Genomic DNA, 10,509 nt, shown 5'->3' with positions numbered 1-10,509 from the left:
CGGTGACCCGGCGAGCGAGCGGGCGCGCGGGCGCGCGGCCCGGGCTCAGCGCTCGGCGACGAGCATCGACGTGCCCAGCCCCACCATCAGCGCTCCGCCGGCGGCGCCCAGCCCGTCGAGCCGCTCGGGCCGGCGGGCGAACCACGCCCGCGCCTGCGAGGCGACGAGCACCCACAGGGAGTCCGACGCCGCGGCGAGCACGCAGAAGACGAGCCCGAGCAGCGCCACCTGCGGTCCGGCCGGCCCCGTGCCGGTGAACTGCGGCAGGAACGCGACGAAGAAGACGAGGGTCTTGGGGTTGGTCGCGCCGACGACGACCCCGATGCGCAGCGACCGGAGCGCCGGGGTCCGGGCCGGCACCGCGGTCGCCCCACCGCCGGCGCCCGGCTCGAGGGCCCGGCGTGCGTCCGCGCGGTGCCGCACGGCCTGCACGCCCAGCCACACGACGTACCCCGCCCCGGCCACCTTGACCACCGTGTAGGCGGTGGCGCTCGCGGCCACGACCGCCCCGAGACCGACGGCGACGAGCAGCACCTGCGCGAGCACGCCCACGCCGTTGCCGAGCGCGGAGAGCAGGGCGTCGCGGCGGCCCACGGTCAGGGCGCGCCCGATCGTGAAGAGCAGGCTGGGGCCGGGGACCTGGATGAAGAGCAGGGACGCGACGAGGAACGCGACCCACTGGTGCTGCGACGGCATGCCCGCAGTGTGCGCCGTCGCGAGGCCGCGCGCGAGCCGGTTCCGGACGGCGGTCGGTGCCGGGCGCTCGGGCCGCGCTCGGGCCGCGCTCGGGCCGCGCTCGGGCCGCGCTCGGGCCGCGCTCGGGCCCGGGCTCAGGCCGCCGCGGGCAGGCCGAGCGCCCGGTGGGCCATCGCCCGCAGCAGGGCGCGCATCGCCTCGTCGTCGAGCAGGCCGCTGTGGGGGGTGGAGTTGAGCAGGCCGAACGCGGCGTGGGCGGTGGCGCGGGCCGCGTCGCGGGTACGGCGGGGGTCGAGCTCGCGCAGGCGCGCGGCCCAGACGTCGACGTACGCGCGCTGCAGCGAGCGGACCCGCTCCCGGGCCTCGGGCGGCAGCGACGACCAGTCCCGGTCCTGCACGACGATGAGCGCCCGGTTGCCGAGCGCGAAGGCCAGGTGGTGCTCGACCAGGGCCGCGAGGGCGGTGGCGGCGTCGGGGGCGCCGTCGGAGCGGGCGCGGCCGTTGGCCAGCAGCTCCTCGCTGATGGAGACGAGCATCTCGGCGAGCACCGCGTCCTTCGAGGCGAAGTGCTTGTAGAGCGCGGGCCCCGAGACGCCGCAGGCGGCGCCGATGTCGGTGACCGAGACGCCGTGGAAGCCCCGCGCCGCGAACAGCTCGGCGGCCGTCGCCAGGATCTGCTCGCGACGGGTGGGGGCGGCGGTCACGGGCTCAGGTTAGTGCTCGTTCACCTCGGGACGCACCGGGGACGTGGAGCGGGCACGGTGACGGTCGCGAGCGCAGTCCCGGCCGGCGGCCGGCAGGGCTGGCTCTCGCTCTACGCCTTCTGGGCGGCGGCGCCGGTGTGCCGCGCCCGCAGCTCCTTGGCGGCGTAGCGGCCGATCTTCCACGTCGACATGCCGTCGGCGGTGAGGCCCACCGCTCCGCCCACGACCGGGACGCGCCGGCCGATGGTGACCGCGAGCCGCTTGCCGACCACGCGGGAGATGAGGTCGGTGGCGACCTCGTTCGAGATCTTCCGGTCGAGCTCGGGGTCGTGCTGCGGCGCGGTCGCGAGCGCCATCGGCGGGGCCGGCAGCTTCTTCTTCTTGAGCATGCGGTCGACTTCGGCCGGCCCCATGAGGCAGGCGAGGATCGCGTTGCGCACCCGCGGGTCGGCGAGGTCGTAGCCGCGGAGGTGCGCGAGCGTCGCGATCATCCGGCACTGGATGACCGCGAGGCCCGTGATGTTCGCCGGGATGGTCACGGCGACCGTCACGAGGCCACCGACGTTCGTGAGGAACCCCTGTGCGCCCGCGAGCCGCACGTGCTTCTCGATGACCGCCTTGACGGCGGCCTCGACGTCACCGTCGTGCTCGTCGAGCACCTGCTGCGCGGTCACGGCGGCGGGCTTGAGCGGCCCCACGCCGTCGATGGCTCGAGCCAGGGCCTGCCGGACGAAGTTGGCCGTGAGGTTGGGCGCCACGGCCGGCACCTGGGCCGCCGCCGCCGAACCGAGCTTCTGCTTGATCCCCATGGTCCGGATCCTACGGATGGCTAGGTTGGGCGGGTGCCCGTCGAACCGCCGCCCTCCTTCTGGGACTTCGGCGACCCCCGCACGGCGCCCGACGACGACCTCGTCGGGGCGGGGGCCGACCTCGAGCCGGGCACCCTGCTCGCGGCGTACCGCACCGGGCTGTTCCCGATGCCGCACGAGGACGACGTCTGGTGGTTCTCCCCGGTACGCCGCGGCGTGCTGCCCCTGGACGGGCTGCGGGTCAGCCGGTCGCTGCGCCGCTCGATGCGCGACTTCGAGGTGCGGGTCGACACGGCGTTCGCCGAGGTGGTGGAGGCGTGCGCCGACCCGCGTCGTACCGGCGCGTGGATCGACGAGCGCATCGCCGCGGCGTACCAGCGGCTCCACGAACTCGGCTGGGCCCACTCGGTCGAGGCGTGGCAGGACGGGGAGCTGGCGGGCGGGCTGTACGGCGTCGCGACCGGCGGGCTGTTCGCGGGGGAGTCGATGTTCCACCGGCGCCGCGACGCGTCGAAGGTCGCGCTGGCCGGGCTCGTCGAGCTGCTCGCGCGCGACGCCGACGAGCTGCCCGCCCCCCGTCTCCTGGACGTGCAGTGGCAGACGCCGCACCTCGCGAGCCTGGGGGTGGTCGAGGTCGACCGGCACGAGTACGCCGACCGCCTCGACGCCGCGCTCGCGCTGCCGCTGCCCGCGGCGTTCCGGGACTGACCGGGGCGCCGGCCCCACGCGCTGGACCGACTGCCGGCCCGGGCGCCACGCCCTTCTGAGAACGGCCTGAACCCGGGGGTTTCCGCCCGCAGGGCCGTGGGCAGGGTGGCCGCGGTTGCCGGGTCGAGGGCCTCGTCGAGGACGTCCGGCGCCACCCGAGACCCGAGGAGTTCCTTGATGAAGCGAGTTCTTTCCATCGCCGCGCTGGTCCTGGCCGGCGGCACGCTGTCCGCGTGTGGCGGTGGCGCTCCGACCGACGCGAGCGAGGAGGACTTCTGCTCGTCCTTCGAGTCCGCGCTCACGACGCTGGGTGAGCAGGCCGAGGCCGAGCCCGACACCGAGGTCGACCTCGGCGACGCGATCGACGAGCTCGAGAGCACCGGCACGCCGGAGAACATCCCCGACGACGCCCGCGAGGGCTACGAGAGCCTCCTCGAGGCGCTCAACGACGCCGACGGCAAGACCGTCGAGGAGGTCGAGGACGACGTCGAGGACCCGTTCGGCGAGGGTGACGACGCCGACGCCGGCGAGGCGCTGGGCACGTACTACGCCGACACCTGCGCTGCGACTTCCTGACGCACGCCTCCACGAGGGCGGCGGTGGCTCCGGCCACCGTCGCCCTCGTGCGCGTCCGGGGGCGGTTGCCCGCCCGTGCGAGGATCCGGACCGTGACCTCCCCCCGACGCCGTGCCCGCCCCGGCCGCCTGCTGCCCGTCGTGGCGCTCGTGGCCGCCGTGGCGCTGGCGGGCTGCGGCGGGGGCGACGAGGCGGACCCGACGGCCGGCGCGACGTCGTCGGTCCCTGCGCCCGGCAGCACGGGGGCCACGGACGGCTCCGGCTCGACCGAGGGGGCGAGCCCCGGGCCCGAGCAGGTGCTCGAGGAGTTCTGCCTGGCCGCCGGGCTCGTGAAGTTCATGGAGACCGGCGACGACCTGCGCGTGTGGGCCCGCACGATCGGCGAGCGCCCCCAGCCCGAGGACCTGACGGGCGACGCGGCGGCGGGGCTGCAGCTGCTGCGCGAGTACGCCGCGTCCGTGCCGCCCGACGCGGTGGCCGCCGAGCTGGAGCAGCCGGCGTACTCCGCGGAGCAGGTCGCCCAGCTCGAGGCCTACTCCACCTACCTGGAGCGGTGCCCCCAGCTCACCGACCCGCCGACCACCCTGGAGCCGCTCGGCTGAGCGGCCGTGCGTCTCAGGACGCCGTGCCGCGGCGCTTCGCGGCGCCCGGGCGGAGGCGGTCCATGACCGCGACGTAGCCCGTCGGCGTGACGCGGGCCAGCAGGTCCGGCACCTTCGCCGACAGGCCGATGAGCACGCGGACGCGGCGTCGCTCGACCCCGTCGAGGATCTGCCGCGCGGCCACGTCGGCCGGGAAGGTCAGCAGCTTCGCGAACGACTCCTTGCCGCGGCGGGCCTGATCGGGCGAGGCGGAGGCGGCCACCAGCGCGGTCTCGGCGATGCGGGTGCGGATGCCGCCGGGGTGCACGGTCGTGACGCCCACCTGCTGGGGCGCGAGCTCGGCGCGCAGCACCTCGCTGAAGCCGCGCAGCGCGAACTTGCTGGCCGAGTACGCCGACTGGCCCGGCAGCGCGATGAGGCCGAAGAGGCTCGAGACGTTGACGACGTGGCTGCCCGGCGTGCCGAGCAGCGCCGGCAGCAGGGCGCGGGTGAGGGCGACGGGGGCGCGGAAGTTGATGGCCATCACCGTGTCGAACTCGGCCGCCGACAGGTCCGTGAAGCGGCCGCCGGCGGCGATGCCCGCGTTGTTGACGAGCAGGGTGGGCCGCGGCTGCACGGCGAGGACGCGCTCGGCGAGCGCCGGGATCGCGTCGACGTCGGCGAGGTCCGCGACCTCCGTGTGCACGGCGACGCCGGGGTGGCCCGCGCGGATCCGGCCGGCCACGTCCGCGAGGCGCTCGGCGTCGCGGTCGACGAGCACGAGGTCCGCGCCTCGCTCGGCGAGCTGCAGCGCCATGTGCTCGCCCATCCCGCTGGCGGCTCCGGTCAGCACGACGGCGGCGCCGGTGAACGGGAAGCGGGGCAGGGACATGCGGGGACTCCTCGGGTCGGGCGGACGGTACGGCGAGTCTGCCGCCCGGCGCGTCCGCCGACTTGCCCGGGCACGACGACTTCTTGCCCGAGCGCGACAGCCCTAGGCGGGCCGCGCGCCCGGGTCGTCGCGGGCGCCCCGGCGTACCGCCCGGGGAGAGCTGTCCCACCAGCGGCGGGCGGCGCGCGAGAGCGCCGACTGCTCGGCGAAGCCGACGAGGTGCGCGACCTGGCCGATGGACAGGTCGGTGGTCGTCAGCAGCCGGCGCGTGGTGTGGCGCCGCACGTCGTCGACCACCGCGCCGAACGTCGTGCCCTCCGCCTCGAGCCGCCGCTGCAGGGTGCGGGGGTGCAGGGCGAGGAGGGCGGCCACGGCCGGCACCTCGACGGGTCGGGTGCCGAGCGACTCCTGCACGGCGGCGCGCACGCGGGGCGTGACGGCGGAGACCACCGTCGGCGCCTGCTCGGCCAGGAAGGCCAGGGCGAGCTGGCGCAGGTTCTCGTTCACCGCGCCCATCTCGTGGTGCATGAGGTGGCGGGGCACGCGGAGCACCGCGGCGGGCACGTCCCGGCTCGCGCGGACCGGGGCGCCGTAGAAGGCCTCGTGCACGGTGAGGGGGGCGGCCGGGCGGTAGGGCAGCTCGACGCTGCGCAGCCCGTAGGGACCGCCGGCGAGGTAGGTGATGGTGCGGTGGAGGAACGCCAGGCCGCTGTCGGTGCCCTGCACGGGCCCGGACGCGTCCGCGGGGCCGTAGAGCAGCGCGGCCACGCCCCGCTCGCCGAGGGGGTCGGGCCCCACGGTCAGCGACAGGGAGCGGCTGTGCACGAACAGGTAGCGCGAGGTGCACTCCAGCGCGTCGCCCAGCGTCGGGGAGTGCTGGATCGCGACGGCCAGCGACCCCAGCATCGTGATGTCCTGCCGCGAGGCGACCCGCAGCCCCAGGTCGGGGCAGCGCAGCGAGGACGCCGCCAGCTCCAGCACCGTGGCGGCCGCCCGCTCGGTGATGAGCACGTCGTCGCTGTCGAGGGCCTCGACCGGTACGCCGGCACTGCGGGCCAGCGTCTCCGCGTCGCCGCCGAGCTCGGCGACGGTGGCGCGCAGCCCCCGCAGGCTGGCGGAGCGGATGTGACCCACGGCGGCGACCTCCCGGCGTACTCGTGGCGCGCGGGCGGTGTCGCGCAGGGGCAAGACTATGTCGCGCCCGGTCAAGAACCCGGCCGTCGCCCCCGTCATCATCGGAGGATGAGCACTTCCCCCACCGCCCCCGCGGACCCCGTGACCGAGCACGTCGACGTGGTCGTCGTCGGCGCCGGACTCTCCGGCGTGGGCGCGGCGTACCGCCTGCAGACCGAGCGCCCCGAGCTGTCGTACGTCGTGCTCGAGGGCCGCGAGCGGATGGGGGGCACGTGGGACCTGTTCCGCTACCCCGGCGTGCGGTCCGACTCGGACATGTACACGCTCGGCTACTCCTTCAAGCCGTGGCGCGACGGGCGCTCGCTGGCCGACGGGGCGTCGATCCTCGACTACATCCGGGAGACCGCGGACGAGTTCGGGATCGCCGAGCGTGTGCGCTACTCGAGCAAGGTCGTGGGCGCGGACTTCGACACCGCCGCCGGGCTGTGGACGCTGACGGTCGAGGACCCGCGGAGCGGGGAGCGTCGCACGACGACCTGCCGCTTCCTCTACTCGTGCGCCGGCTACTACGACTACGACGACCCGCACTCGCCGGAGTTCGTCGGCCAGGAGGACTTCGCCGGGCAGGTCGTGCACCCGCAGTTCTGGCCCGAGGACTTCGACCACGCCGGCAAGCGCGTGGTGGTCATCGGCTCCGGCGCCACCGCCGTGACCCTCGTGCCGTCGATGCTGAAGGGCGACGGCGCGGCCGCGCACGTCACCATGCTGCAGCGCACGCCGACGTGGATCAGCGCCGTGCCGAGCCGGGACAAGAAGGCGGAGCGCATCAAGGCGCTGCTGCCCGAGGGCCCCGCGCACCACGTCGTGCGGGCCAAGAACATCGCGTTCAGCACGGCGTTCTACCAGTTCTGCCGCCGGCGCCCCGCGACCGCGCGGAAGCTCTTGACCGGCCTGGCCACCAAGGTGCTGGGCGACCCGCAGCTGGTCGCCGACCACTTCACCCCGCCGTACGACCCGTGGGACCAGCGCCTGTGCGCCATCCCGTCGGGCGACCTGTTCCGGGCGATCAAGGCGGGCGACGCCGACGTCGTGACCGACCACGTCGAGCGGTTCGTGCCCGAGGGCGTGCTGCTGCGCTCGGGCGAGGTGCTGGAGGCGGACGTCATCGTGACCGCGACGGGCCTGCGCCTGCTGGCGTTCGGCGGCATCGAGCCGCACGTCGACGGCGAGCGGGTCGAGCTGTCGGAGCAGTTCGTGTGGAACGGCGCGATGATCACGGGCGTGCCGAACTTCGCGGTGTGCATCGGCTACACCAACGCCTCGTGGACGCTGCGCGCCGACCTCACCCACCGCCTCGTGTGCAAGGTGCTGGGCTGGATGGACCGCCGCGGCCATGCCGCCGTGGCGCCGCGCCCCAACGGCGACCTGGAGCCGCAGCCGCTGCTCGACCTGGCCGCGGGCTACGTGCAGCGCTCGATCGGCGCGTTCCCCCGGCAGGGCGACCGCCGGCCGTGGCAGGTGCGGCAGAACTACGTGCTCGACTCGCTGACGACGCTGCGCACGGACCTCGACAAGACCCTCGCGCCGGTCACCGGGGCCACCGACGCCGGCGACCGCCGTCACGGCGAGCTCGTGGAGGTCGGGGCGTGAGCGCGGTGACGTGGGAGCCGGACCTCCTGGGCGACGGCTACGAGCGCCACACCATCGAGCTGGGCACCGACCCCGACGGCGAGGGCGACATCGCCGCCGTCGTCGTGCGACGGGTGGTGCGGCCCGAGGAGCAGGTCACCGGCGCCGTGATCTACGTGCACGGCTTCGCGGACTACTTCTTCCAGACCGAGCTGGCCGACTTCTTCGCCGAGCGCGGCCTGGCCTTCTACGGCCTCGACCTGCGCAAGTGCGGCCGCTCGCGCCGCCCGGGGCAGACGGCCCACTACGCCTCCACCCTCGAGCAGTACGACGTGGAGCTCGACCGCACGCTCGAGATCGTGGCGCAGGCCCACCCGGAGCTCCCGGTGGTGGTGCTCGCGCACTCGACCGGCGGGCTCATCACGCCGCTGTGGCTCGACCGGCGGCGCCGCGCGGGTCGCCTCGACCCCGTGGCCGGGCTGGTGCTCAACAGCCCGTGGTTCGACCTGCAGGGCAAGCCGCGGATGCGGGGGCCCGTCACGTGGGCGCTGCGGGCGGTCGCGCAGGTGCGTCCCTTCCGGGCGCTGGACCTGCCCGGCAGCGTCTACGGCTCGACGCTCCACACCACCGGCACGGGCGAGTGGGACTTCGACCTCGAGCTCAAGCCGATCGACGCCTTCCCCATCACCGTGGGGTGGCTCAACGCAGTACGCCGCGGCCACGCGCGCCTCCACCGTGGCCTCGACGTCGGGGTGCCCTCGCTGGTGCTGCGCTCGGACAAGACGCACTACTCACGGCGCTACACCGACGCGAGCGACCGCGCCGACACCGTGCTCGACGTGCGCCAGATCGCCCGCTGGGCCGGCTGCCTCGGCAACGAGACGACCGTGGTGCCGATCCCCGACGCCCGCCACGACATCTTCCTGTCGCTGGAGGAGCCCCGCCGCGCGGCCTACGACCGCGTCGACGCGTGGCTGCGCCGCCACGGCCTCGGTACGGCGGCCCGCACCCCCGCCTGAGTCGGCGCGCGGGACGGGTGGGGCGACTCGGTCGCCAGTCATCTCCGATGGTTGAGGTGGCCGCGTCAGTCCGGTGGTGGAGGTGGCCGCGCCAGCGGCCCTCGAAACCACGGTGCGGCTGAGGGGGGCTGCTCAGTTCCGCCGGGTGAACCGCAGCTTGCCGGTGCCGAGGGTCTCGGTGAGGTACGTCGGGTCGTGGGCGACGCGGTGGTGGCGCCAGCAGAGCAGCCGGCCGCGTTCGACGGAGGTGCGTCCGCCACGTGACCACGGGTCGTCGTGGTGCGCTTCGCACCAGTGGGGCGGGGCATCGCATCCGTCGGCGGTGCAACCCCCGTCCCGGAGCATCATCGCGATGCGCTGGGGCTTGCTGTGCAACCGGGCGGTGCGGCCGAGGTCGAGGACCTCGCTCTTCGTGCCGAGCACCGCCGGCACGAGGTCCGCGCTGCAGGCGAGGCGGCGTGCTTCGCCGGGTGAGATGCGGTGGCCGGTGTCGAGCGACGCCGCTGCGAGTCCGCCGGTGAGGGTGTCGACCTGCATGGTGATCACGACGGTGGCGCCGGCTCCGGCGGCGTCGGGGAGGTCGGCGTCGCGCATGCGCTCGATGAGCTCGACGAACGCTTGGCCGCGGCGTTCCCAGGCGGGCCGAGCGTCGACCGTGTCGTCGGCGGTGTCGTCGGCGGCGCCATGAGCCGCGTCGTTCCGGAGATGGCTACGTCGCGGCGAGGCGATGGCGTCGAGCATCTTGGCGAACATCGCGCCGTGCATCTCCGGCATCGTGAACTTCCCGTGGACGCAGCCGTGGCCGTCCTCGCGCATCGTCAACCGCACCTTCGCGGCGGCCCCCCGCTCCTCCCGGGCCAGGAGCTCGGCCTCGTGGGCCTCCCCGACGGCCGGGGCGACGATGTCGAGGATCCGCCGGCCCAGGACACGGAGGTCCTTCGCGTCGTGTTCCGCGGCGAACCCGACCAGCGCGCGCTCGGCGTCCACCCTGACGGCTGACTCCACCTCGTCGCCGAGATCCCCGAGGGCCCGCACGATGACCTCGGCCTGCCCGGGTGACACGGCGCCGGAGGTGCCTGCGGCGGCGAGGGCGTCGTACCGCTCCTCGGTGGCGACGGCGGTGCGGACCCGGCGGTGGGCCTCGGCGCGCGTGACGCGGGTGGCGTTCGCGAACCACACCTCGGTCGACGGCGCACCCGTCGTGTCCTCCACGCGCACCGCCGCCGCGTGGGCCAGCAGCCGCGACTGCAGAGCAGCCAGACGGTTCGCGGCCCGCTCGAGCTCGACGATCGCGGCGCCCGTCTCGGCTGGGCCCAGCGTGAGCAGACCGAGCTCGAAGCCGTCGTCGAGGTCTCCGTGGACGCGCGCGACGACCCCGGCCAGGGGGTGCAGCGCGGTCTCGTTCATGGACCCATCACACCAGGAAGCACCGACAGTTCTGGCCGTGCGGCGCACTACTCCACAGGGCGAGTTTTCGCAGGTCAGACCGTCTGTGCTGGCTCGTCATGACGCGGCGTACCCGGCGTGGTTTCGAGGGCCGCTAGCTGTGATGTCCAGGGAGGTTGTCCCGCTACCTGGCGGTGAGCCTGTCTGACAGGCGAAGGCCTCCGGTTGTGAAGTGGAGCTGTCGAGGAACCGCTTCACCCACCGGAGGCCTTCATGTCCCACGCTAACGCCGCACTGACCCCACGCGCTCGTCTACGTCTTGCCCGCCTGATCGTGGAAACCGGCTGGACCCACACCGCTGCCGCGAAGATGTTC

General features: G+C 74.7%; 11 protein-coding genes and 1 pseudogene. 6 read left to right on the top strand and 6 right to left on the bottom strand.

The window, feature by feature from the left end; all coding sequences use genetic code 11:
- Positions 1 to 45 precede the first annotated feature (45 nt).
- From INN71_RS16850 to INN71_RS16840, 3 genes are all read right to left on the bottom strand, one after another.
- The gene (locus INN71_RS16850) at positions 46 to 696 is read right to left on the bottom strand and encodes a LysE family translocator (RefSeq protein WP_277500060.1); all 651 of its coding nucleotides are present in this window, start codon (positions 694 to 696) and stop codon (positions 46 to 48) included.
- A 134-nt stretch (positions 697 to 830) separates the two neighbouring features.
- Complete coding sequence (locus INN71_RS16845) at positions 831 to 1,400, bottom strand: TetR/AcrR family transcriptional regulator (RefSeq protein ID WP_277501563.1); 570 nt, start codon at positions 1,398 to 1,400, stop codon at positions 831 to 833.
- Positions 1,401 to 1,510: 110 nt separating this feature from the next.
- A complete protein-coding gene (locus INN71_RS16840; RefSeq protein WP_277501562.1) occupies positions 1,511 to 2,209 on the bottom strand; it encodes an EcsC family protein in 699 nt (232 codons plus the stop codon).
- Between the two features lie 33 nt (positions 2,210 to 2,242).
- On the opposite strand from INN71_RS16840, the gene aat reads away from it, so the two are divergent.
- The 3 genes from aat (at position 2,243) to INN71_RS16825 (ending at position 4,095) form a co-directional block, all read left to right on the top strand.
- Positions 2,243 to 2,917 (top strand): leucyl/phenylalanyl-tRNA--protein transferase, encoded by a 675-nt coding sequence (aat, locus tag INN71_RS16835; RefSeq protein ID WP_277501561.1) that lies wholly within the window; start codon positions 2,243 to 2,245, stop codon positions 2,915 to 2,917.
- Between the two features lie 177 nt (positions 2,918 to 3,094).
- Positions 3,095 to 3,493 carry a hypothetical protein gene (locus INN71_RS16830; RefSeq protein WP_277501560.1) on the top strand — a complete coding sequence of 133 codons (399 nt, stop codon included), beginning with the start codon at positions 3,095 to 3,097 and terminating at the stop codon, positions 3,491 to 3,493.
- A gap of 92 nt (positions 3,494 to 3,585) precedes the next feature.
- Complete coding sequence (locus tag INN71_RS16825) at positions 3,586 to 4,095, top strand: hypothetical protein (protein WP_277501559.1); 510 nt, start codon at positions 3,586 to 3,588, stop codon at positions 4,093 to 4,095.
- 13 nt (positions 4,096 to 4,108) lie between these two features.
- Here the strand turns inward: INN71_RS16825 and INN71_RS16820 are convergent, their stop codons facing one another.
- Together INN71_RS16820 and INN71_RS16815 are read right to left on the bottom strand one after the other, a co-directional pair.
- Complete coding sequence (locus INN71_RS16820) at positions 4,109 to 4,966, bottom strand: SDR family oxidoreductase (protein WP_277501558.1); 858 nt, start codon at positions 4,964 to 4,966, stop codon at positions 4,109 to 4,111.
- Positions 4,967 to 5,068: 102 nt separating this feature from the next.
- On the bottom strand, positions 5,069 to 6,100 hold the full coding sequence (locus tag INN71_RS16815; protein WP_277501557.1) for an AraC family transcriptional regulator: 1,032 nt from the start codon (positions 6,098 to 6,100) through the stop codon (positions 5,069 to 5,071).
- A 108-nt stretch (positions 6,101 to 6,208) separates the two neighbouring features.
- Here INN71_RS16815 and INN71_RS16810 point away from each other — a divergent pair, with 108 nt between their 5' ends.
- Together INN71_RS16810 and INN71_RS16805 are read left to right on the top strand one after the other, a co-directional pair.
- A complete protein-coding gene (locus INN71_RS16810) occupies positions 6,209 to 7,750 on the top strand; it encodes an NAD(P)/FAD-dependent oxidoreductase (RefSeq protein WP_301801265.1) in 1,542 nt (513 codons plus the stop codon).
- Entirely contained in the window at positions 7,747 to 8,748 is a 1,002-nt protein-coding gene (locus INN71_RS16805) for an alpha/beta hydrolase (RefSeq protein WP_277501555.1), read from the top strand. The genes INN71_RS16810 and INN71_RS16805 overlap by 4 nt, the downstream gene beginning before the upstream one ends.
- Before the next feature lie 132 nt (positions 8,749 to 8,880).
- Here INN71_RS16805 and INN71_RS16800 read toward each other — a convergent pair whose 3' ends face one another.
- Complete coding sequence (locus INN71_RS16800; protein WP_301801263.1) at positions 8,881 to 10,155, bottom strand: HNH endonuclease signature motif containing protein; 1,275 nt, start codon at positions 10,153 to 10,155, stop codon at positions 8,881 to 8,883.
- Positions 10,156 to 10,407: 252 nt separating this feature from the next.
- On the opposite strand from INN71_RS16800, the pseudogene INN71_RS16795 reads away from it, so the two are divergent.
- Positions 10,408 to 10,509, top strand: a pseudogene (locus INN71_RS16795) (IS481 family transposase); the annotation flags it as partial.

It is taken from the genome of Nocardioides sp. ChNu-153 (assembly GCF_030466625.1).
Taxonomy (GTDB): Bacteria; Actinomycetota; Actinomycetes; order Propionibacteriales; family Nocardioidaceae; genus Nocardioides.
This window is presented reverse-complemented; position numbering and strand designations above follow the sequence as displayed.

Coding starts and splice junctions, on each gene's coding strand:
- INN71_RS16800 (WP_301801263.1), bottom strand. CDS start 10,155: ATGAACGAGACCGCGCTGCACCCCCTGGCCGGGGTCGTCGCGCGCGTC.
- INN71_RS16820 (WP_277501558.1), bottom strand. CDS start 4,966: ATGTCCCTGCCCCGCTTCCCGTTCACCGGCGCCGCCGTCGTGCTGACC.
- INN71_RS16810 (WP_301801265.1), top strand. CDS start 6,209: ATGAGCACTTCCCCCACCGCCCCCGCGGACCCCGTGACCGAGCACGTC.
- INN71_RS16840 (WP_277501562.1), bottom strand. CDS start 2,209: ATGGGGATCAAGCAGAAGCTCGGTTCGGCGGCGGCGGCCCAGGTGCCG.
- INN71_RS16830 (WP_277501560.1), top strand. CDS start 3,095: ATGAAGCGAGTTCTTTCCATCGCCGCGCTGGTCCTGGCCGGCGGCACG.
- INN71_RS16850 (WP_277500060.1), bottom strand. CDS start 696: ATGCCGTCGCAGCACCAGTGGGTCGCGTTCCTCGTCGCGTCCCTGCTC.